Genomic DNA, 22610 nt, shown 5'->3' on the forward strand with positions numbered 1-22610 from the left:
TGCGCACACGATCATGTTCTTCCGTTGTCGACCCAGATCCATCCGCATGCGCCTGTTGCTCGCGAGCACGGTGGTGCAGGTCGTGCTGTTGAGCCTGCTGCTGGCGAACAGCATGCGGCTGATGAACAACGCAGTCTCGGCAACGCTAGAGACCACGATCACGCAGAACGCGAGCATTCTCCATGCGATGGCAACCGCATACGGCGAACAACAGCGCTTCGACGCGCTGCAGGACGTCCTGGGCGAGTTGCTGCATGACGCGGAGGAAGGACTCACCTACGTGCGCATCGCAGGTCGTGACGAGCGCATGCTGGTGGCCGCGGGACTGCCACAGTTGAACCGGCTGCCGGAGCCGACCGAGCAGACCAGCGGACGCCTGCAGGGGCTGGTCGGCCGCGAACTCGTTCATGTGCGCAGGCCACTTCTGCTGCCGCGCAACGAGGTCGGCCTGCTGCAGTTTGGCATTTCGATTTCGTCGCTCTCGGCGGCGCGACAGGCCATCATGAGCCAGGGTCTACTGATCGCGCTGTCTGAGATCGCGCTGACGTTCCTGCTGCTCTCGGCCGTCGGCTTTTTCCTCACCCGCAATCTGCACCGGCTCCTGGACGGCAGCAAGGCCATCGCGGATGGCCACCTGGATCATCGCGTGCTCACCCGTGGCCGCGACGAGCTCGCCACCATCGCGCATCATTTCAACATCATGGCCGCCACCCTGCAGCAACGCGTATCAGAGCTGCAGGAAACGGCCGGTCGGCTGCGCGCCAGCGAGGAGCGCTATGCCATGGCGCTGCGGGGGGCGAACGACGGCCTGTGGGACTGGGATCTCGACACCGGTCACGCCTACTACTCCGAGCGCTTCTGCGAGATCCTCGGCCTGCCGCCTGGCGGCATGCCCGCTGAAGCCGACGCCTTCATCGACCTGGTGCACCCGCACGAGGTCAAGAGTTACCAGCAACGTTTGATCGCCCACCTGAAGGGCGAGAGCGCCCAGTTCATGATGGAGTTGCGCGTCGCCCGTCCCGATGGCGAGTATCGCTGGGTGCTGATCCGCGGCGTGGCAAGCCGCAACCCCGGCGGGCACGTCTTCCGCATGGCGGGCTCGCTCGGCGACATCAACCTGCGCAAGCGCGCCGAGCAGCAGCTCCTGCACGACGCCCTGCACGACGGACTCACCGGACTGCCCAACCGCGCGATGTTCATCGAGCACGCGAACCACGCTCTCGCCCAGCGCCTGCGGGGCAACCCCAAGCAGATCGCAATCCTCACCATCAACCTCGAGCGCTTCAGCCTCGTCAACGACAGCTACGGCCACGCCGTCGGTGACGAATTGCTGCGCAGGATCGCCAACCACATCACCTCGCTGATGCGGCAGGGCGACGTCTGTGCGCGGGTCGGGGGCGACCAGTTTGCCGTACTGCTCAACGGGGTGGAGAATTCCATCGAAGCCTTGCGGATGTGCGAGGACCTGGTCGCTCTGCCCGCCTTCGCACCCAGCAACACCGACCAGGTCCTGCATCCGCGCTGCCGCGTCGGCGTAGCGATGAGCGACAGCGCGCGGGAGGACGCCGAATCCCTGCTGCGCGACGCGGACAACGCCTTGCACAAGGCGCGACGCAGCGAAACCGCCCCAATCGAGTTCTTCCAGCCCGATATGCACGCGCAAGCGGTACGGGCTCTGCAGATCGAGGCCGAGTTGCGCGCCGCCCTGGTGCGCGGCGACCTGGGTGTCTTCTATCAACCCATCGTCGAGCTCGCCACACGACGGCTCGCAAGCTTCGAGGCCCTGGTGCGCTGGCCCCACCCGAGCATGGGCCTGCTGCCGCCTTCCGAGTTCATTCCCCTGGCCGAGACGCTCGACCTCATCCACGACGTGGGCATGCAGGTGCTGCGCAGCACCTGCCGCGACATCCGCGACTGGAGCACGCGCCTTCCACAGCAGCAGCCGGTGCGCGTGAGCGTGAACCTTTCCGCGCGACAGCTCTCGCGCGCCGATCTCGCCGAGGAACTGCTCGCGGCCATTGCGCAGAGTGGCATCCCACGCAGCGCGATGCGTTTCGAAGTCACCGAAAGCGTGCTCGCGGACCGCGACGGCCCCGCCATCGCCCATCTGCACGCGCTGCGCGCATCGGGCATCGACGTGCTGATCGACGACTTCGGCACCGGCTATTCGACGCTCAGTTACCTGCACACGATGCCCTGCAACCAGGTGAAGCTGGACGGCTCCTTCGTTCACTCGCTCACCCACGACGAGCGCCTGCGCGCCATCGTGCGCCACAGCATCCAGCTGGCACACGAACTCGGCATGACCGTGGTAGCAGAGTGCATCGAGAATGAAGAGCAGCTGAAAACGCTGCTCGAAATGGGATGCGACTACGGACAGGGCTACCTGTTCTCCCGCCCGGTCGATCGCGATTCGACGTTTGCCTATCTGCAAGGCCTCGATCAATGACTCAAGGATCTCTCCGACGCCATCTGCTGGTACCCGCCCTGGCCCTCGGCTTGCTGCAAGGCCTGTGCGCCCCCGCCGCGCGCGGGACCGACATCGACTGGCGCCTGTCGGGTTTCGCTACCTTGGGTGCGGTACACACGCGCTCGGACACGCTGCAGTTCGCACGCGTGGGCATCGATGCCCCCGGGGGGCAGCGCACCGATCTCGGTCCGGATTCTGTGCTGGGCGTGCAGGCTGATGTTCGCCTGAGCGAGCGCAACGCGTTCGTACTGCAGCTGGTCACCCGCGAGACGCAGCGTGGTGACTACGACCCACGCCCCGCCCTGGCCTTTCTCAGCCACGCCCTGAGCCCCGAACTCACGCTGCGTGCGGGCCGCTTCCGCAGCCCCTTCTTCATGCTCTCCGATACCTCGGACATCAACTACAACCAGGTTTGGGTTCGCCCACCCGTCGAGGTCTACGGGCTCAATCCCTTCAGCGACATCGACGGCATCGATCTGCTTTACCGCACGCACATCGGCGACATGTTCGTTGAGCTGCATCCGTACTTCGGCCGCAGCCGGATCCCTGTCATCAATGGCGGGCAGGCGCGCCTGAGCAAGCTTGGTGGCATGACGCTGACACTGGAGTCCGGATCGCTGAGCCTGAGCGCCGGCTATGCGAAGGCAGATCTCGCTGTCGAGCGGACCTCGCCGGGCTTCGTCGACTTTGCCTCCACACTGCCGCAAGCGCTCAGGGCGGAACTCAGCGGCTCGGGCGCAAGCGCAAGCTTCAGCTCGCTGGGCATGCAATGGGACGACGGCGTCTGGCGCTTCAGTGCAGAGGTGGCGCGCAACACCGCAAGCAAATTCTCGAACAGCGCCACCGCTGCCTACGCTTCCGCCGGCCGCCGCTTCGGATCCGTCATGCCCTACCTGAGCGTCGCTCGCCAATGGCAGGATCAACCTCTCGTCGAAGCCGCGGAGTGGCCGGGCTACGAGGACCGGATCAAAGGGTTCAACCGCTCGCGCAACCAGGCCCAGAAGAGCTTCTCCGTTGGCATGCGCTGGGATTTCGCCCCCAGCGCGGCATTGAAGGCCGAATTCACCCAGGCTCGCACCAGTCGGAACGCGCTGGGCACTTTCATCGCCCGCGAGGACCCTTTCGCGCCGGGTCTCGACCGACGCACGATCAACCTGCTGAGCGTGTCGGTCGATGTGGTGTTCTGAGCGCCTCGTTTCCCTGCGCGGCTGGCTGCGCGTGTTCGCGCTGTGGCTGACGCTGCTCGCACCCACCGCACTTGCTGCGGACGGGGCGGGGATCGTGCTGGTCAGCGCGCGTGAGGGCAACCTCCAGACCCTGGAGCTCAGCGCGGCGCAGGAGTTGTACCTTGGCCAGCGCACCCGAATCGCAGACGGCCCCTTGCTCACGGTCGTCGATTTGCCTTCCGGCCCGGTCCGGGACCAGTTCTACCAGCACCTGACGGGCAAGAACCCCAGCCAGATCCGGGCCTACTGGTCGCGTCTGGTATTCACCGGGCGGGCGCGTCCTCCGCACGAAGTCGCTGGACCCGAGCATGCGATCGAGCTGGTCCTCAGAAACCCGAACGCCCTCGCCTATCTGCCCGCCAGCCTGGCCGAGCACCCTGGACTCAAGGTGCTGTTGAGGCTCGACCAGGTACCCGGCAGCGCGACACGGTAGGCGCAGAGGATCAAGCAGATGCACGAACAGATTGCACACGCTCGGCACTCGTGCTCTAATGCGAATCATTATTGTTTGCACGAAGTTTCAAATGATCGATTCTGAGATCCCGGATACTGGCTCCATGGAAAAAGGCGTGCTCGACAGCGATGACCTGCCCGGGAGCGATGCCCGCCTCAATGTCGTGCGCAGCACCCAGCTTCTCGGGCGGCAGCGCGCGATCACGATCGAACACGAGGGCAGCCATTACCTCCTGCGTGCAACGCGGAACGGAAAGCTGATCCTCACCAAGTGAGCGTGGAACGCAAGAATCTGTCTGGAGGCTAGACTATGTATGTGTGCGTATGCAATGCAGTCACGGAGCGCCAGATTCACCTGGCCGCGAGTCAGGGGACGCGCACGCTCCGGCAGCTTCGCACCGAACTGGGTGTCACCGCGGAGTGCGGTCGTTGCGCGCGTTGCGCAAGGGATTGCCTGAACTCCGCGCTGGCATCAAACCCACGACAGAGTCACGCCGCGGTATGCTCCAGCCCGGCACCGGCGTTCTCTCTCACCCTGGAGGCAGCATGAAAGGCGACAAGAAAGTCATCCAGTTCCTCAACAAACAGCTGACCATCGAGCTGACGGCAATCAACCAGTACTTCCTGCATGCACGCATGTACAAGAACTGGGGCCTGGATCGACTCGGCAAGCACGAGTACGACGAATCGATCGAGGAGATGAAGCATGCCGACCTGCTCATCGAGCGCGTCCTGTTCCTCGAAGGTCTTCCGAACCTGCAGAACCTCGACAAGCTCCTGATCGGGGAGAACGTCCCGGAATGCATTCAGGGCGATCTGAAACTCGAACTGGGTGGGCGAGCGAACCTCATTGAGGCGATCGCCTACTGTGAGTCCTGTAAGGACTACGTTTCGCGGGAGATCTTCGAGAAGATTCTCGAGGACACCGAGGAGCACATCGATTACCTCGAAACCCAGCTCGGTCTGGTCGAGCAGGTGGGACTGCAGAATTACCTGCAGTCACAGATGAGCCCGGCCTCAAGCTGACCACGTTCTCAACCCGACCACCGTTTCCAGCCCGGCTGCCCCCGCGCGGGGCAGCCCACCTTCCTGCAACATGCACACTGCCGCACCGGTCCTGAAGACGCCCGCCCCCGACACGGCACCGATCGCCGGACGCAAGGCAGCGCTTGCTGCATCTGCGTCCATCGTGACCCAGGTCGCTGCGGTCAACGCCGTCGAGTTCGAGGCGCCCCCGGCGCGACGCGCATCCGATGCCTCCCCCCAGTCCGCGCTGAATGGCGGCTCGGCAGCGCGCATCACGCTCGCCTCCCTGGTGGCAGTTGCCCATCTCGCCGCGCTGGGGGCGCTCGCCCACTTCGGCATGCAGGACACGACGCCACCGCAGATCGCCCCGATCCAGGTCGCACTGATCCAGGCCGAGCCAGCAGCCATGGAGCAGCCCGCAAGCGCAGCCCCAGCTGAACCCGTGCCGCCGCCCCCTCCTGAAGTGCGTCCGCCAGAACCAGCGCCGCCGCCACCGCCACCGCCCGAACCCAAGCCCGAGCCGACGCCCAAGCCGAAGCCCGTGGCGAGGAAGCCGACACCCAAGCCGGTGGTCCGTGAAACACCCCCTGCCACCGACGCGCCTACCGCAACCAGCGCACCCGCCGAAGCCGCACCCCAGCCTGCGCCTGTAGCAAGCGCAAGCGCCTCCACCCGAAGCGAAAGCACGCCGGCACTCACCCAGGCGCGCTACGACGCTGCCTACCTGAACAACCCGCATCCGGCGTACCCGATGGTGTCACGCCGCATGCGCGAGGAAGGACAGGTCATGCTGCGCGTGCTCGTCTCCGCGGAAGGACTGCCTTCACGGATCGAGTTGCGCGCAAGCTCGGGCTCCTCGCGCCTGGATCGGGCCGCTCAGGACGCCGTCGCGCGCTGGCGTTTCGTCCCTGCACGTCGTGGTAGCGCAGCGGTGGAAGCCTGGGTGCTTGTACCCATCGTATTCAAACTCCAAGGAAACTGAACATGGACAGTTCACAGGCCTTCGGCCTCGCTCACCTGTGGGCACAATCCGACTCGATCATCCGCGCCGTTGCGCTCATCCTGCTCGTCATGTCCGTCACGAGCTGGTATCTGATCCTGAGCCGCGCCTGGCGCCAGATGCGCGCCCGCGGCTACACCCGTGCGGTCGAGGCGTTCTGGGGCGCCAGCAACCTGGAGTCAGGGCTGAAGATCCTGGGTGAGCGCGCACCGGAATCCCCTTTCGAAGCGCTCGCGCAGCAAGGGGCCGCAGCCACCGAGCACATCCGCCGCCACACGCACACGAACACCCTGGGCGGACATCTCGACGCCGACGAGATCGTCACCCGTGCCCTGCGCAAATCGATGGCCCTGTCCACCGCGGGCCTCGAGGCCGGGCTGACCACGCTGGCGTCGATCGGTTCGACCGCGCCCTTCGTGGGCCTGTTCGGCACGGTGTGGGGGATCTACCACGCGCTGGTGAACATCAGCGCCTCAGGCATGGCCACCCTGGACAAGGTGGCAGGACCGGTCGGCGAGGCGCTGATCATGACCGCCTTCGGCCTTTTCGTCGCCATCCCGGCCGTGCTTGCCTACAACGCGATCACCCGTGCGAACCGTGTCGAACTCTCGGAGCTGGACGCCTTTGCTCACGATCTGCATGCCTGGTTCTCCACGGGTGCACGCATTGCAAGCGTCGCGGGTGCTCAGGAGCAAGCCAGTGCAGGCTTGCGTATCGCCAGCAACAAGGCCACCAGCCCCGGAGCCGCATGATGGCATTCGGCGGTTTCAACCAGGGCGACAGTCGCCCGCCGCAGAGCGACATCAACATGGTGCCGCTGATCGACGTGATGCTGGTGCTGCTGATCGTGTTCATGATCACGGCGCCCCTGCTCACCCACTCGGTCAAGATCGATCTTCCTCAGGCCTCGAGCGACGCCACCGAGCAAAAGCCCGAGAATATCGCGCTATCGATCGACGATCAGGGGCGGGTCTTCTGGAACGAGGAACTGCTGGACGCGGAACTCCTGCCCGCACGTCTTGCAAACGCGGCTGCGCAGTTGCCCCAGCCCGAGTTGCATCTGCGCGCGGATCGCAACACGCGCTACGAGGTCATCGCCGAGGTGATGTCCCGGGCCCGCATCGCCGGCATCGAGAAGATGGGCTTCGTCACCGTGCCGGAAAACTGAGCCGACGCCACAGGCCTGCTACAAGAAACGGAAACGGCGCCCTCCCGCTGCGGCGCCGTTTCTTCTTGTCCTGCTTCCAATGTAACGGGCAGAGCGCCCCGCCGGGCGTTACGCTCAGGCCATGCGGTTGCGGACACGCACGATGACGTCGATCTCGTCGAGCACAACGCCCTCGGGCAGTTTCGGCCTGCCGACGACCTGCAACTCTTCATCGGAGACGTCGCACACCTCACCGGTGTCCATGTTGTAGAGATGGTGGTGCGGCGTGGTGGTCGAGTCATAGACCACGCGCTGCGGATCCACGAAGAGCTCGCGGATCATTTTCTTCTCGCTGAACAGTCGCAGCGTGTTGTACACCGTGGCTCGCGAAACATCCGGAGACAGGTCGCGAACATTCGCCCAGACCTGATCAGCAGACAGATGCACCGGCGCGGAAAACAGCACTTTCGCGATCTCGATCCGCTGGTGGGTGACCGGAACGCCGGCCTTGCGCAGGCTGGCGATGGCATCGGCAGAAGTATATTCGTTCATGGCTATCCATCCCGGGGCGCTCTGAGGGCCCCTTCTCTCTGTTAAGACTCCGTATTAATGCTGGACCGAGTCGTACATTGCGTCAATAAGCCTTACGAACTAATACGGGGGGCAGTCTTGCGACCGCCCCCCGTTCGGAATGCCACTCCGGATGCGGGATCTCCCCGCCGACGCTTAATTGAACGGATTCGGCTGCGGCGTCGCGTTGCTGGACGGCGGCAGCAGCGGCATTGCGATTTCCGGACGGTCTCCGGTCAGCGTCTTCAGGAAGGCGACAATCTTGCCGATCTCATCCTCGCTGTATTTGCGACCCAGCTGCAGGCGCCCCATGACGTCCACCGCCTCCTCCAGGGTTGCGGCTTCACCGTCGTGGAAGTACGGATAGGTCAGCTCGACGTTACGCAGGGTCGGCACCTTGAAGTTGAAGCGGTCGGCATCGTTACCGGTGACGGCAGCACGACCTTCAGCCGGCGATGTGCTCTGGTACGGCTCGAACAGGCCCATGCGCTGGAACGAGGTGCCGCCCGCAGCCGGCCCGTTGTGGCAAGCCACGCAGCCGCTTTCCTTGAACAGGGTGTAGCCGGCCAACTCCTTCTCGTTCAGCGCCTTGTCGTCACCCTTGAGCCACTGGTCGAAACGGGCATTGGGCGTAACCAGGGTTTCCTCGAACTCGGCAATCGCGTCGGTGATCATGTCGATCTCGATCTTGTCCTTGCCGTAAACAGTCTTGAACTCCTCGACGTAGCCGGGGATGGACTGCAGGATGCCGACCGCCAGCGTATGCGGCATGTTCATCTCCACGTCCGCCTGGATCGGGCCGCCCGCCTGCTCCTTGAGGTCGGCCGCGCGGCCGTCCCAGAACTGCGCGATCGCGAGGCTGGAGTTGAACACGGTCGGCGAGTTCACCGGGCCTGCGTTCCAGCCGTGACCGATGGAGGTCTTGAGGTTGTCCGTACCGCCCATCGACAGGTTGTGACAGGTGTTGCAGGAGATGATGCCGGACATCGACAGACGCGGTTCGAACCACAGCTTCTTGCCCAACTCCACCTTGGCAGGGTCGGTGACCTTGGCCGCCTCGATCGGCTGGATCGGTTCCTCCCGCACGGTGGCGGCCCAAGCGGTGCCGGCAACGGCAAACGCAACTGCGACTCCGACTGCTTTCATCTTCATCATGGTGCTTCTCCTTGCTTGCTCAGCGAATCTGCTGTGGTTCGTCCGGCGTCGAAGTTTTCCTCCGCCGTGCTGTTGGTCTGATTAGACATGATCTAATTTCCCTATTTCTTGACTATCGTCAACCTTTCCTCAAACCATGCCCCGGAACGTTGTCTTCGAGCGCGGGTCTTCCATGACCGCTCACCAATCGTCTTCATCATGGCCCAAGCGCTGCAATCTGATACATGACGGCGCCAGGCAGGCCGCTATGCTTGCACAGAAACTCTCTTCTCAAGCCGTGACTCCGCGCACGACCGACACCACAATCACATGAACACCCACACTCCCTCCTCCCGCAAGCCCCACCCCCGCTGGGGCCGCCGACTGACGCTGCTCGCCCTTCCCCTGCTTGCGGTGGGCGGCTGGTACGCATGGCCGCATCTGGTGGGCGAACGCAGCCCGCTCACCGCCTATCAGTTCAGTACCGTCCAGCGCGGCGACATCGAGGATGTGGTCACCGCTACCGGCACCTTGCAGCCACGCGACTACGTGGATGTGGGCGCGCAGGTGTCGGGCCAGCTCGACAAGATCCACGTCGAGGTAGGCGACAGCGTGAAGGAAGGGGACCTGCTCGCCCAGATCGACCCCACCGTCTATCTCGCCCGGGTCGACGCCTCGCGCGCGCAGTTGAAGAACCTGAGAGCACAGTTGAAAGACCGCGAAGCCCAGCTCAGCCTCGCGCAGATCCAGTTGCGCCGCCAACGCGCACTCATGGCTGAGGACGCAACCACCCAGGAAAGCCTGCAGACGGCCGAAGCCTCGGCGAAATCAGCCGAGGCCCAGCTCGAGGCCCTGCGCGCCCAGATCGAGCAGATCGAATCCACCCTGCGCGCAGACGAGGCCAATCTCCAGTACGCCCGCATCCTCTCGCCGATGAGCGGCACCGTGGTGTCGATCACCGCCCGCCAAGGCCAGACGCTGAACACCAACCAGCAGGCGCCGGTGGTCATGCGCATCGCCGACCTGTCCACGATGACCGTGCAGACGCAGGTCTCCGAAGCGGACATTGGCCGCCTGCGCCTGGGCATGAGCGCCTACTTCACCACCCTGGGCGGCAGTGGCAAGCGCTGGTACGGCAAGCTCGAGAGGATCGAGCCGACCCCGACCGTCACCAACAACGTCGTTCTATACAACGCACTCTTCGACGTACCCAACGCGGACGGACGCCTGATGACGCAGATGACCGCACAGGTCTTCTTCGTGGTCGCACAGGCCAAGGACGCACTATTGGTCCCGATGGCGGCACTGACCCAGGGTGCCCCCCGCCCGCCGCAGGTCGCTGGCCCGGCATCGCCCCCCGCCCCGGCGGGGACGCCCCCTGGCGGCGGCGAAATGAACCCGGGTGGCGGACGCGGCGCAGGAAAGGGCATGGGGACCGGCCGAAACCGGACCGCGACCGGGACTGCAGCGTCTCCGGCGCAGGGAACGGTCAAGGTGGAGAACGCGCGCGGTGCGCTCGAAGATCGCAAGGTGGTACTGGGCGTTGCAAACCGGGTGCAGGCGCAGGTGCTCGAAGGGCTGCAGGAAGGCGAGCGCGTGGTGTCCGGTGTGGCGGTGGGCGCAGGCAGCAGCGGCCCGGCGAGGACACCGCGTCTATGAAGCCGGAAGCCCTTCCCGCACGCGAGACGCCCACCACGCCAGATCAGGGCGCAGATGGCCTGACGCAGGCCGGGGCTTTCCGCCAGCCACTGATCGCGCTCTCGAACATCACGCGCAGCTTCGTGAATGGCGAGGTCGAGACCCGTGTGCTGCACGGCATCGACCTCACGATCCATGAAGGTGAATTCGTCGCCATCATGGGCGCCTCGGGCTCTGGCAAGTCGACGCTGATGAACATCCTCGGCTGCCTCGACCGGCCGAGCAGCGGCGTATACCGCTTCATGGGCGAGGATGTGGAGGATTTCGGGCGCGACGAGCTCGCCCGCCTGCGCCGCGAGGCCTTCGGCTTCGTGTTCCAGAGCTACAACCTCATCGGCGGAGCCACTGCGCGCGAGAACGTGGAGGTGCCGGCCGTCTATTCCGGCATGCCGCGCGACGAGCGCCACCACCGCGCCGAGGAACTGCTCGGCAAGCTGGGGCTGGCCGAGCGGGTGCACCACCGCCCGAACCAGCTCTCCGGCGGTCAGCAGCAGCGCGTTTCCATTGCGCGCGCGCTGATGAACGGCGGGCGCATCATCTTCGCCGACGAACCCACCGGCGCGCTCGACAGCCGGAGCGGGGCCGAAGTCATGAAGCTGCTGCGCGAGCTCTCGGCGTCGGGGCATACGATCATCCTCATCACGCACGAGCGCGAGGTCGCCGAGCAGGCGCAACGCATCATCGAGATCCGTGACGGGCGCATCGTGTCCGACCCGGGCCCCTGCCTGCCCGAGGGTCCAGCCCCCGACTTCAGCCCGCATGTGGATCGCACCTCTCCGCTCTCGGACGTGGTCGAGGCCACCCGCACCGCGCTGCGCGCCTTGCGCGCCAACCTGTTCCGTACCGTGCTGACCCTGCTCGGCATCGTCATCGGCGTGGCCTCGGTGATCGCCATGCTCGCGATCGGCGACGGCGCCAAGCAGAAGGTGATCGACCAGGTCAGCGCAATGGGCACCAACCTGCTCACGGTGCGCCCGGGCGCACCAAACACGCGCGGGCGCGACGCGCCTGCCACGCTGGTCGTCGAGGACGTGCAGGCCATCACCGAACTGCCCAATGTCCTCGCCTCGGTGCCCGAGCAGGGCGCCACGATCACCCTGCGCGCCGGCAACGTCGACCACCGAAGCAGCGTCAATGGCACCTCGGCCGACTATATCGTCGCTCGCAACTGGGCGACCGCCAGCGGCACCTTCTTCAGCGCCGAGGACGAAGCCCGCTACGCCACTGTCGCGGTGCTGGGCCAGACCGTCGCGCGGGCGCTGTTTCCCGGCGGCGACGCGATCGGCGAATTCATTCTGGTCAACAACATCCCCTTCCAGGTCGTCGGCGTGATGACTCCGAAGGGGGCCACGCCCTGGGGGCAGGACCAGGACGACATCGTGTTCATGCCGTTCACCACCGCAAGCCTGCGCATCACCGGCCAGCGCTTCCTGCGCAACGTGACGGTAGCGGTCGAGGACGTGGCGCGCATCGACGACACCCAGGCCGCGGTGCAGAGCCTGCTGCTCGCCCGCCACGGCGTGGAGGACTTTCAGATCCGCAACATGGCTTCGGTGATCGACACGGTATCCGAAACGCAGAACACGCTGACCATCCTGCTCGGCACGGTTGCGGCGATCTCGCTGCTGGTGGGTGGCATCGGCGTCATGAACATCATGCTGGTGTCGGTGACGGAACGCACGCGCGAGATCGGCATCCGCATGGCCACAGGTGCACGCACACGGAACATCCTGCAACAGTTCCTCATCGAGGCACTGGTGGTTTCCGCTGTCGGCGGGCTGATCGGCGTTGCCGTCGGGCTCGGTAGCGCAGCCATCATCGCCAGCTTCGGCACCGCAGTGCAGTACTCGCTGCTGCCGGTGGTGCTCGCCTTCAGCTGCGCCTTCCTCACCGGACTGGTGTTCGGCTACCTGCCGGCGCGCAAGGCCGCGCGCCTGGATCCCGTCGTGGCCCTCGCCTCCGAATGACATTCCCGAGCAATTTCACTCCACCGGAGCGGGCTTGCCCGCACATCCCCACCCGGACGAAATCCATGCAGCCTCATCGCACTGCCCTGCGCCGCAGTCTCCTCCCCGTGCTGACCGCCCTTCTCGCGGCCGGCTGCGCGATCACCGAGCCCGTCGCCCGCCCGGACCTGCCCCTGCCGAACGCATGGGCCGAAAGCGAGCCCGATGCCAGCGGCGCCGTCGATGCGGCCTGGTGGCGAAGCTTCGGCTCAGCTCAGCTCGACGCCCTCGTCACGGAGGCGATGACCTCCGCGCCAGATCTACGCATCCAGGCCGAGCGCGTGGTGCAGGCCGAGCTCACGCTGCGCCAGGCCGGCGCCTCGCTCTTCCCGACACTGAATCTCAACGGTGGCAGCGGCACGCGCAATGTAGATGGCAACGAGTCGGGCTCGATCGACCTGAGCCTGGGCGCCAGCTATGAGCTCGATCTGTGGGGTCGCATCGCCGCCGGCGTGGACGCCAGCCGCGCCAGCCTCGCGGCAAGTCGCCATGACTACGACGCCGCCCGTCTGTCGATGAGCGCAAGTGTCGCCACCACCTGGTTCGAGGCCCTCGCGCTGCAGGAACGCGTGGAGATCGCCCGCCAGAACCTCACCCTCGCCGAGGGCGTGCTGCGTGTGGTGCAAGCCCGCTACGACAACGGCGCGGCCTCTGCACTCGATCTGAGCCAGCAGCGCAGCACCGTCCTCACTCAGCGCAAGGCGATCGAACCCCTGGAAGTGCAGCTTCGCCAGACACGCAGCGCGCTCGCCCTCCTGCTCGGTCGCAACCCGCAGGCCCGCTTCACGACCGACGAGCGCCTCGAGGCCTTGCGGGTGCCAGGCATCGATGCGGGCCTGCCCTCCGAGTTGCTGCTACGCCGCCCCGACCTCGCCGCCAGCGAAGCCCGTCTCATCGCTGCAGCCGCCAACATCGCGGCAGCGCGCGCGGCCCTCCTTCCCGGCATCAGCCTCTCGGCCGGCGCCGGGCTTGGCAGCAGCGCCCTGCTTTCACTCGCCGACACCACGCGCACACTGTCGCTGTCGGCCAGCGTGCTGCAGAAGATTTTCGACGGTGGCCGCCTGCGTGCAGAGGTCGAGCTCCAGCGCTCACGCCAGCGCGAACTGCTCGAAACACACCGTCGCGCCCTCCTCGTCGCCCTCAAGGAAGTGGAAGATGCACTCGCCGACGGCGCACGCGACACCCGCCAGGAGGTCGCACAACGCGAGATCCTGACCGAAGCGCAGCGCAGCCTGCGCTTGGCCGAGCTACGCTACCGGGAAGGCGCAGACAGCCTGCTCACCGTGCTCGACGCCCAGCGGACCCTGTTCTCAGCCCAGGACCAGCTCGCCCAGTTGCGCCTGGCGCGCCTGAACAACGCGGTGAACCTGTACAAGGCGCTCGGCGGCGGCTGGCAGGGCACCTGAAGGCAGCCAGCTGGGGCGCGAGAACATCCGCGCAAAACACCCGTTACAGTTTGACAAACCTAAATACGAACTTTTATCATTCGCGACTCCAGATAACACCAGCCAGCCACCTGTAAGCCCTCCGGGCCAAGCGTATCCAGGAAGCCAGCCAACGTCCCGACTACGCCGTCAAAGGAATCGCTTACATGGCACACGCTGTCCGGGCGGGCAACCGCCCGCCTCGTATTCGCACGTCCGTCCTCTTCCTCGCGCTGGCCTTTCCAGCCGCCGCATCGCACGGACAGGAGACCGCGCTTGGCGCAGTGGTCGTCAGTGCTGCGGGTTTCGAGCAGAAGATCACCGACGCACCGGCCAGCATCTCGGTCGTCACGCAGGAAGAACTCTCGAAGAAGCCCTACACGACGCTGATCGACGCCGTGCGCGATCTCGAGGGCGTCGATATCGGCGAGACCTCCGACAAGACCGGCCAGAAGACGATCAGCATGCGCGGCATGGGCTCGGACTACACGCTGATCCTGATCGACGGCAAGCGCCAGAACAATCACGGCGACATCTACCCGAACAGCTTCGGCGGCAACCAGTTCAACCACATTCCGCCGCTCGACGCCATTGAGCGCATCGAGGTCATCCGCGGCCCGGCATCCACGCTGTACGGCGCGGATGCGATGGGCGGCGTGATCAACATCATCACCAAGAAGGACATCAGCAAGTGGTCAGGGTCGGTCACCTACGGCCGGACCTTGCAGACCGACGATCAGTTCGGCGATGACATCACTACCGACTTTGCCATCCGCGGGCCAATCGTGCAGGGCAAGCTGGGGCTGGCGTTGCGCGGCAGCGTCTATGAGCGCATGGCCTCGAACGTCGAACTCGAGCCGACGCTCAACCCCGGGACAGGCCAAGTCCAGTCGCCCGACCTGGGTTTCGGCGGCGGCGGCAAAACCGTCGACAACACCAACAAGGCATACGGGCTCAGCCTCTTCTTCACCCCGGACGCGCGCCAGCGCATCACGTTTGACTACGACGACTCCACCCAGTCCTACAACAACGACCCGTATATCGACCAAAGTGGTGCCACCGCTTACCCGCTGGGCACGGTCGACAGCATCGACACGGTCTTCTGCAGCAGGTGGAGCGGCTCTCGATGTGTCCAGACAAACGGGGCTTCAGGTCGCGCGGAGCCTCGCGTCGGCTACGCGAGCGAGCAGGAGTTCACCCGCAGTGCATGGTCGCTTTCGCACGAAGGCCATTGGGATTTCGGCACGAGTTTCCTCGCCCTGTCCTACGTTGAAACGGACAACAACGGCCGCACCCTGCCCTTCACCGTTGCCGAACGACAGGAACTACTGGCGATGCTCCAGGGCTCCGGCGCCTACGCAAACCTCAGCGAGGATGAACGTAAAGCCGCAGCGCAGGCTACATTCCTGCCGCGCCCCAAGCGCGTGCTGCAGAGCAACCAGTACACGCTCGACGCCAAGCTGGACATTCCGCTGCACAAGCTCGCAGGCGACCACCTTCTGGTCGTGGGCGGCCAGATCATCGACGGCGAACTGCAGGACGGCGTGTTCGGCATGGAATCCGGCACCCCGGGGAAGGTACAGGATCACAAGATGTGGTCGCTCTTTATCGAGGACAACTGGATGCTGACCGACGCCTTTACACTCACGGGGGGGGTGCGCTACGACAACCATGACATTTTCGGCGACAACCTCTCACCCCGGATCTATGGCGTCTACAACCTGAACCCCCAGTGGACCCTCAAGGGCGGCATCAGCACCGGCTTCAAGACCCCCAAGACCACCCAACTCTACGACGGCGTCGTGGGCTTCGGCGGCCAGGGCACCTCTCCTTTCTTCGGCAATCCGGACCTTCAGCCTGAAACGAGCCGCAACACTGAGCTCGCGGTTTACTGGAGCCATCCGGACCGGCACAGTTTCAACGCCACGATCTTCCGCAACGACTTCAAGGACAAGATCGCTTCGCAGGCATGCGGCCCAACTGCCAGCGTGACCTGCTCCAGCACGGGTGACTATGCAGACCTCGGTTACGCCACATCGACCAAGGCGGTGAACATCGACGAGGTGGTGATTCAGGGGGCCGAACTCGCGGGACGCTGGCAGTTTCTTCCCAACTGGGCGTTGCGCGGCAACTACACCTACACCGACAGTGAACAAAAGAGCGGTGACGAGAAGGGTCTGCCGCTGGGCAACAGTGCTAAGCACATGCTCAACACCACGCTCGATTGGCAGGCGCGTCCCGATCTCAACGTCTTCCTGACCCTGGAGTCGCGCTCCAAGCGCTACCGTGGGACCGATGACGCCGGCAATCCGCGCTACTACAAGGACTACGACGTCCTCCATCTCGGCGCCAGCCTCGAGGTAAACGAACACGTCACGCTCAACGGCCGCATCAACAATCTGCTGGACAAGGACTTCACCGGCTACACCTGGGTGCCTTGCTCCGGCCGCGGCTGCGATACGAGCGGTTACGGCCCCGAGTACGACTACAACAACAAGGACAAGGCGCGCAGCTTCTGGGTGAGCTTGAACGCCCGCTTCTGAGCGGCGCTGGCAGTCACCGCAGCCCTCGACGGCTGCGGTGACCGCGCGTATTCGATCGCCCGTCAGGCAGCCTGACTCAACCATGCCGACCTACCCGAGGCCCTCCGACACCGCGGCAATCCGCACGAAGCATGCGCACGCCACCACGCCGGACACAGACGGGCAGCGTCAGGCCCGTCGGGCCGGATGGCTGCGCGCCCTGCACCAATGGCACTGGATCAGCTCGGCCGTCTCGCTATTCGGCATGCTCATGTTCGCCCTCACCGGCATCACCCTCAACCACTCTGGCGCAATCGAGGCCAAGCCGCGGATCGAGACCCGCAGCGTCGCCATCCCTGCCTCGCTGCGGGACGACTTGCGCACGCTCGCCGGCGATGGCCAGGCCGCAGAGCGCCCGCTGCCCGACGCAGCCACGCGCTGGGTGGCGGACGCGATGGCATTGTCCGTCGCCGGCAAGCCGGCCGAATGGTCCGAGGGTGAGATCTACCTCGCCCTGCCCCGCCCGGGGGGTGACGCCTGGCTGCATCTCGACCTTGAGGCGGGCGAGGCAGAGTACGAACTCACCGACCGCGGCTGGATCGCCTGGCTCAACGACCTGCACAAGGGTCGCAACACGGGTGAGGCCTGGCGCTGGTTCATCGACCTCTTCGCGGTGGCGTGCGTGGTCTTCTCCGTGACCGGTCTGCTCATCCTGCAGGTTCACGCCACCACGCGCGCCTCGGTATGGCCGGTGGTCGGCCTGGGCGTGGTACTGCCTGCACTGCTGATCCTTCTTTTCATTCACTGATCCCCCTGGAGCCCCCGCATGTACAAACCCCTGCTCCTCGCGCTCGGCCTGCTCGCAAGCAGCCCTGTGCTCGCAGCCGGCATCGATGTCGAACTCGAACTGCCGCACTTCGACGTGGCGGACTACCGCCGCCCCTACGTCGCCGCCTGGCTCGAACGCCCGGACAACTCGGTCGCCGCCAACCTCGTCGTCTGGTATGACGCCAAGATGCGCAACGCAGAAGGCGCGAAATGGCTCAAGGACATGCGCCTGTGGTGGCGCCGCAGCGGACGCGAGCTGGCCATGCCGGTCGATGGCCTCACCAGCGCCACCCGCCAGCCGGGCAAGCACACACTGAGCTTCACCGAGGGGCAGACCCCGCTCGGCAAGCTCGCCGCCGGCGAATACCGCCTGGTGGTCGAGGCCGCCCGCGAGCACGGCGGTCGGGAAGTGGTGAGCCTGCCGCTGCAATGGCCGCCTACGAACGTCACCCACCACGAGGCACGCGGCGAACACGAACTCGGCACCATCGCCGTCCAGCTCAAGCCCTGATCCGTCCGCACCGAGGAAGAACCGATGAAACCCAAGCAACACCTTGCCGCCGCCGCCCTTGCGCTCGGCCTCGTCACGCCGGCTGCACATTCGCACGAAGCCTGGCTGCTGCCCTCGTCCACCGTGCTTTCCAGCCCCGGTTACGTGACCTTCGACGGCGCCGTCTCCAACGACATCTTCTACTTCAACTATCGCCCGATGGTCATGCGCGACAACCTCGCCATCACCGCACCTGACGGTAGCCCGCTGCAACCGGAAAGCCTGCTCCAAGGCAAGCTGCGCACGGTGTTCGACCTCCATCTCCAGACCTCGGGCACCTACCGCGTCGCACTTGCCAGCGCCAGCGTGATGGCGAGCTGGAAGGAGAACGGCGAGACCAAGCGCTGGCGTGGCACGGCCGCCGAGATGGAGGGCAAGGTGCCGGCCGAGGCCGAGGAACTCGTCATCCGCGAGGGCAGCTCCCGGATCGAGACCTTCGTCACCGTGGGCCGCCCTACCGAAGCGAAACCCACGGGCAGCGGTCTGGAACTCGTACCGGTCACCCACCCCAACGATCTCTATGTCGGCGACCCGGCCACCTTCGCCTTCACGGCGAACGGCAAGCCAGCAGCAAACCTCGAGGTCACGGTGATTCACGCGGGCACCCGCTACCGCGACCAACTCGAGAAGCTCACGCTCGTCACCGACGCCGAAGGCCGCGTCACCCACACCTGGCAGGCACCTGGAATGTACTACCTGAAGGCCTCGGTGGATGGGATGAGCGAAACCCGGAAGAACGTGGAACGCCGCCTGTCCTACGTGGCAACGCTCGAGGTGCTCGCCCAATGAGGGCACTTCGGGCGCAGCGGGACGACCACCTCCGGCGCAGCCCATCGCCGGCATGATCAGTCTCGAGTTGCCCAGGCTGGGGGCGGCGACGGGGGTGTTGGCAGCGTATGCGGCGCTCTGCATCCAGGCCTGGCGGGTTCATCGCCGCCGCGTCGCGCCCCTCAATGAGGATAACCACGCGGGGGTACTGATCGCCTACGCGAGCCAGAGCGGGTTCGCACAGGAACTGGCCGGGGAGGCCGCACGCGCGCTGCAGGCGGCCGGCCTGCCCGTACACCCCTGCGCGCTCGACCAGATCGGCGCCGCGCAGTTGCGCGATTGCACGCGCGCACTCTTCCTCATCAGCACCAGCGGCGAAGGCGACGCCCCGGACAACGGGGCGGGATTCGTCCGCCAGGTGATGACCACCCGCCTCGATCTCCAAGGGTTGCGCTACGGACTCCTCGCCCTCGGCGACCGCCGCTATGCGAACTTCTGCGCCTTCGGCCGCGCACTGGACCACTGGCTGCAGCAACAGGGTGCAGGCCCGATCTTTCCCCGCATCGAGGCGGACGGCGCCGCGAACGATGCCCTGATCACCTGGCGCCACCAACTCGCGAGCTTCGCCGGGCTGGCCGAGGTGGCGGAAGCACCACAGGCTGCCACCGGCTTCTGGCGCATACGCGCCTGTCGCCAACTCAATCCCGGCAGCGCGGGGGCACCGGCCTGTCACGTGGAGTTGGAACCCGTAAGCGAGGACTCACCCGCCGCGACGATCACGCCCCTGCCGCACTGGGCACCCGGCGACCTGCTGCAGCTGATTGCCACGGGCGATGATGCCCGCCCGCGCGACTACTCGATCGCATCCTTGCCCGAGGACGGCGCCGTACACCTGATCGTGCGCAGGGTGACCGGCGCAGACGGGACGCCCGGCGCACTCTCCCCCCTGCTGACACAGGAGGCAGCGGTCGGCACCCGCCTGCGCGGGCGAGTACGCCCCCATCCGAATTTCCGCATCGGCGACAACGCCGACCGCCCGCTGCTGCTCATCGGCAACGGCACCGGCCTTGCGGGCCTGCTCGCCCATCTGCGCGCCCGCGCCCGCCGCGGCGACGGCCGCAACTGGCTGCTGTTCGGCGAGCGCAACAAGGCGCACGACGATCTGCACGGCGCGGAGATCGACGCACTCGAGCACGACAACCTGCTCACCCGCTGCGACCGCGTCTGGTCCCGCGACCCTCCGCACGGCGAGTACGTGCAGGACCGGCTGCGGCGCGCCGCAGACACGGTACGCACCTGGGTCGAAGGCGGCGCAGCGATCTACGTATGCGGAAACGCCGTTGGCATGGGACCGGCCGTACACGCCGCACTGGCCGAAATCCTTGGCAACAGCACGCTCGACGCACTCACCCGCGCCGGACGCTACCGACGCGACATCTACTGACACTGCGGGAGGCGTTCCGCCGCCTGCACCCTTTCTCGAGAAGGAGCCCCACCATGTGCACAACACCGTCGCCGACATGCGCTTCGCGAGCGAAGGGCTGAAGCGCGACGCGGTCATTGACTTGGGCACTGCCTACCTCGAGGGCATCGACAAGATCGTCACGCCCTGACGCACCCCGCCACCGCACCGACGCCCCACTGCAAGCCGGCGCGGGCACCCTCGGCGAGCACGCTTGCGCCCAGGGGCCGCAGCGACCCGTCAGCCCCACGAAGACGCCCCTGCCGATTTACGATTCCTTTGCGTTTGGTCAGAGAATCCACAAATAAGATCCATTATCATTCTTTGTCCGCCTTCCCTCTTCTTCGGGATTCATCCCTTCATGGACTGCTCCACCTCGCTTCCGACCCTCCCGGCTGCATTGCGCACCCTCGCCCTCGTCGGCCACCCCAACGTCGGCAAATCGGTCCTCTTCCACCGCCTCACCGGCACCTACGTCACGGTGTCCAACTACCCCGGCACCACGGTCGAGGTCTCGCGCGCCACCCCGCGGTTCGACCGCGGCGCGTCCCTGCTCGACACGCCGGGCGTGCTCGCCCTGCCCTCGCGCAGTGATGACGAGCGCGCCACCATGCGTGCGCTGCTCAGCGAGGACATGCGCACGCTGATCCAGGTCGGCGACGCGAAGAACCTGCGCCGCACGCTCAACCTCACTGCGCTGCTCGCGGAACTCGGCGTGCCGATGGTGATGGCGCTCAACATGACCGACGAGGCAAAGGCGCGCGGCGTGACGGTGGATACGGGTGCGCTCGCCGAGGCGCTCTCCATCCCTGTGGTGGCGACCGTGGCCACCGGCGGCGAAGGCGTGACTGCCCTCACCGATGCGCTGCCCAAGGCCGCTGCACCCGCGGCGCTGCTGCGTTACGACCAAGCGCTGGAACAGCAGATCGCGGGCATCGAGCAACTCATCCTCACCCACTGCCCGCACCCGCGCCTGGCCGCGCGCGGGCTGGCGATCCTCGCCATCGGGAGGGATCCTGAAGTGGGTGCCTGGCTCGAAGCGCAGCCCGGCAGCGCACCCGTGTGCGCGGCGATCGCCGACCTCACCGCCCCTACCGGACGCGACTCGCTGCCCGCGCGGCTGGCACGCGAGCGCGGCACCGCCGCCGAGGCACTCGCGCGCACCGTCTCCCGTCAGGCCAGCGGCATGGACCACACGCTGTCGATGCTGCTCGGCCGAGTAGCAGTTCACCGTGTATGGGGCTGGCCGATGCTGTTCGGCGTGCTCTATCTCGTCTATCTGTTCGTCGGCGACTTCGGCGCCAGCACCCTGGTCGGGCTGCTGGAGGAGGATTTCTTCGGCGAGGTACTGAACCCCGCCGTCACCGACTTCGTCACCCGCAACATCTCCACACCCTGGCTGGCCGATCTCTTCGTCGGCGAGTACGGGCTTTGGACGATGGGCATGACCTACGCACTGGCGCTGATCCTGCCGATCGTGACCACCTTCTTTCTCGCCTTCGGCATTCTGGAAGACTCGGGCTACTTCTCTCGCCTCTCGGTCATCGCCAACCGCATGTTCGCCGCGATCGGCCTCAACGGCCGCGCGGTGCTGCCGATGGTGCTCGGCCTGGGGTGCGTGACCATGGCCACGCTCACCACCCGCATCCTGCACACCCCGCGCGAGCGCCTGATCACCATCTACCTGATGGCGCTGGCGATCCCGTGCTCGGCGCAGCTGGGCGTGGTGCTCGGCCTGCTCGGCGGCATCTCCTTCGGTGCCACCGTCATCTGGGTGCTGGCGATCGTCGGCGTGCTGCTATTTACTGGCTGGCTGGCAAGCAAGGTCGTGCCCGGGCGGCGCGTGCCCTTGATCACCGAACTGCCGCCGATGCGCATGCCGGTGCTGGGCAACGTGCTCAAGAAGACCGGCGGGCGACTGAAGTGGTACCTGATCGAGGTGATCCCCCTTTTCCTCATCGGCACGCTGATCATGTTCACCCTGGATCGCGTCGGCGCCCTGCCCTGGATCATCGAGGCCGGCAAGCCCCTGGTGGTGGGTTGGCTCGGTCTTCCGCCGGAGGCGAGCGCCGCCTTCGTGATGGGCTTCCTGCGCCGCGACTTCGGCGCGAGCGGCCTGTTCGCGCTGCAGGGCGAACTGTCGATGGTGCAAGCAGTGGTCGGCATGGTCACGATCACGCTCTTCGTGCCCTGCATCGCCAGCCTGATGATGATCATCAAGGAGCAGGGCATTAAGGTCGCCGCACTGATGCTGGCGATGATCATCCCCACCGCCTTCCTGATCGGCGGCCTGCTCAACCACGGCCTGCGCCTGATCTTCTGAGGA

20 protein-coding genes are annotated in these 22610 nt (G+C 65.9%); 18 read left to right on the plus strand and 2 right to left on the minus strand.

From position 1 onward, the window contains the following. The first annotated feature begins 46 nt into the window (after positions 1–46). The 9 genes from ACNKW1_RS06215 (at position 47) to ACNKW1_RS06255 (ending at position 7343) form a co-directional block, all read left to right on the plus strand. Entirely contained in the window at positions 47–2449 is a 2403-nt protein-coding gene (locus ACNKW1_RS06215) for a putative bifunctional diguanylate cyclase/phosphodiesterase (protein WP_418363710.1), read from the plus strand. Positions 2450–2616: 167 nt separating this feature from the next. Then, the gene (locus ACNKW1_RS06220) at positions 2617–3657 is read left to right on the plus strand and encodes a hypothetical protein (RefSeq protein ID WP_418363711.1); all 1041 of its coding nucleotides are present in this window, start codon (positions 2617–2619) and stop codon (positions 3655–3657) included. Next, a complete protein-coding gene (locus tag ACNKW1_RS06225) occupies positions 3644–4129 on the plus strand; it encodes a hypothetical protein (protein WP_418363712.1) in 486 nt (161 codons plus the stop codon). Before ACNKW1_RS06220 ends, ACNKW1_RS06225 begins: the two co-directional genes overlap by 14 nt. Before the next feature lie 91 nt (positions 4130–4220). Beyond that, positions 4221–4424 carry a hemin uptake protein HemP gene (hemP, locus tag ACNKW1_RS06230; RefSeq protein ID WP_418363713.1) on the plus strand — a complete coding sequence of 68 codons (204 nt, stop codon included), beginning with the start codon at positions 4221–4223 and terminating at the stop codon, positions 4422–4424. 35 nt (positions 4425–4459) lie between these two features. Continuing rightward, on the plus strand, positions 4460–4699 hold the full coding sequence (locus ACNKW1_RS06235; protein WP_418363714.1) for a (2Fe-2S)-binding protein: 240 nt from the start codon (positions 4460–4462) through the stop codon (positions 4697–4699). Continuing rightward, entirely contained in the window at positions 4696–5175 is a 480-nt protein-coding gene (bfr, locus tag ACNKW1_RS06240) for a bacterioferritin (RefSeq protein WP_418363715.1), read from the plus strand. The genes ACNKW1_RS06235 and bfr overlap by 4 nt, the downstream gene beginning before the upstream one ends. A gap of 70 nt (positions 5176–5245) precedes the next feature. Next, positions 5246–6157 carry an energy transducer TonB gene (locus tag ACNKW1_RS06245; protein WP_418363716.1) on the plus strand — a complete coding sequence of 304 codons (912 nt, stop codon included), beginning with the start codon at positions 5246–5248 and terminating at the stop codon, positions 6155–6157. A 2-nt stretch (positions 6158–6159) separates the two neighbouring features. Then, positions 6160–6927, plus strand: coding sequence for a MotA/TolQ/ExbB proton channel family protein (locus ACNKW1_RS06250; RefSeq protein ID WP_418363717.1), 768 nt, complete (start codon positions 6160–6162; stop codon positions 6925–6927). Next, positions 6927–7343 (plus strand): ExbD/TolR family protein, encoded by a 417-nt coding sequence (locus ACNKW1_RS06255; protein WP_418363789.1) that lies wholly within the window; start codon positions 6927–6929, stop codon positions 7341–7343. Before ACNKW1_RS06250 ends, ACNKW1_RS06255 begins: the two co-directional genes overlap by 1 nt. A 114-nt stretch (positions 7344–7457) precedes the next feature. Here ACNKW1_RS06255 and ACNKW1_RS06260 read toward each other — a convergent pair whose 3' ends face one another. Together ACNKW1_RS06260 and ACNKW1_RS06265 are read right to left on the minus strand one after the other, a co-directional pair. Next, positions 7458–7874: a Fur family transcriptional regulator gene (locus tag ACNKW1_RS06260; RefSeq protein ID WP_418363718.1), complete on the minus strand. Its 417-nt coding sequence runs from the start codon at positions 7872–7874 to the stop codon at positions 7458–7460. A gap of 174 nt (positions 7875–8048) precedes the next feature. Next, a complete protein-coding gene (locus ACNKW1_RS06265; RefSeq protein ID WP_418363790.1) occupies positions 8049–9044 on the minus strand; it encodes a cytochrome-c peroxidase in 996 nt (331 codons plus the stop codon). 312 nt (positions 9045–9356) lie between these two features. Here ACNKW1_RS06265 and ACNKW1_RS06270 point away from each other — a divergent pair, with 312 nt between their 5' ends. The 9 genes from ACNKW1_RS06270 (at position 9357) to feoB (ending at position 22607) form a co-directional block, all read left to right on the plus strand. Next, positions 9357–10685, plus strand: a complete 1329-nt coding sequence (locus ACNKW1_RS06270; protein ID WP_418363719.1) for an efflux RND transporter periplasmic adaptor subunit — start codon at positions 9357–9359, stop codon at positions 10683–10685. Then, positions 10682–12691 (plus strand): MacB family efflux pump subunit, encoded by a 2010-nt coding sequence (locus ACNKW1_RS06275; RefSeq protein ID WP_418363720.1) that lies wholly within the window; start codon positions 10682–10684, stop codon positions 12689–12691. Before ACNKW1_RS06270 ends, ACNKW1_RS06275 begins: the two co-directional genes overlap by 4 nt. Positions 12692–12756: 65 nt before the next feature. Beyond that, positions 12757–14136, plus strand: coding sequence for an efflux transporter outer membrane subunit (locus tag ACNKW1_RS06280; protein WP_418363721.1), 1380 nt, complete (start codon positions 12757–12759; stop codon positions 14134–14136). A gap of 185 nt (positions 14137–14321) precedes the next feature. Further along, complete coding sequence (locus ACNKW1_RS06285) at positions 14322–16697, plus strand: TonB-dependent receptor domain-containing protein (protein ID WP_418363722.1); 2376 nt, start codon at positions 14322–14324, stop codon at positions 16695–16697. 82 nt (positions 16698–16779) lie between these two features. Continuing rightward, positions 16780–17484 carry a PepSY-associated TM helix domain-containing protein gene (locus ACNKW1_RS06290; RefSeq protein ID WP_418363723.1) on the plus strand — a complete coding sequence of 235 codons (705 nt, stop codon included), beginning with the start codon at positions 16780–16782 and terminating at the stop codon, positions 17482–17484. Positions 17485–17502: 18 nt separating this feature from the next. Continuing rightward, a complete protein-coding gene (locus ACNKW1_RS06295; protein ID WP_418363724.1) occupies positions 17503–18015 on the plus strand; it encodes a DUF2271 domain-containing protein in 513 nt (170 codons plus the stop codon). A gap of 24 nt (positions 18016–18039) precedes the next feature. Next, positions 18040–18843 (plus strand): DUF4198 domain-containing protein, encoded by an 804-nt coding sequence (locus ACNKW1_RS06300; protein ID WP_418363725.1) that lies wholly within the window; start codon positions 18040–18042, stop codon positions 18841–18843. 52 nt (positions 18844–18895) lie between these two features. Beyond that, positions 18896–20266, plus strand: coding sequence for a sulfite reductase subunit alpha (locus tag ACNKW1_RS06305; RefSeq protein ID WP_418363726.1), 1371 nt, complete (start codon positions 18896–18898; stop codon positions 20264–20266). A 379-nt stretch (positions 20267–20645) separates the two neighbouring features. Continuing rightward, positions 20646–22607, plus strand: coding sequence for a ferrous iron transport protein B (gene feoB, locus ACNKW1_RS06310; protein WP_418363727.1), 1962 nt, complete (start codon positions 20646–20648; stop codon positions 22605–22607). Positions 22608–22610: the final 3 nt, after the last annotated feature.

Source organism: Thauera sp. WH-2 (assembly GCF_048321015.1).
Classification (GTDB): Bacteria; Pseudomonadota; Gammaproteobacteria; order Burkholderiales; family Rhodocyclaceae; genus Thauera.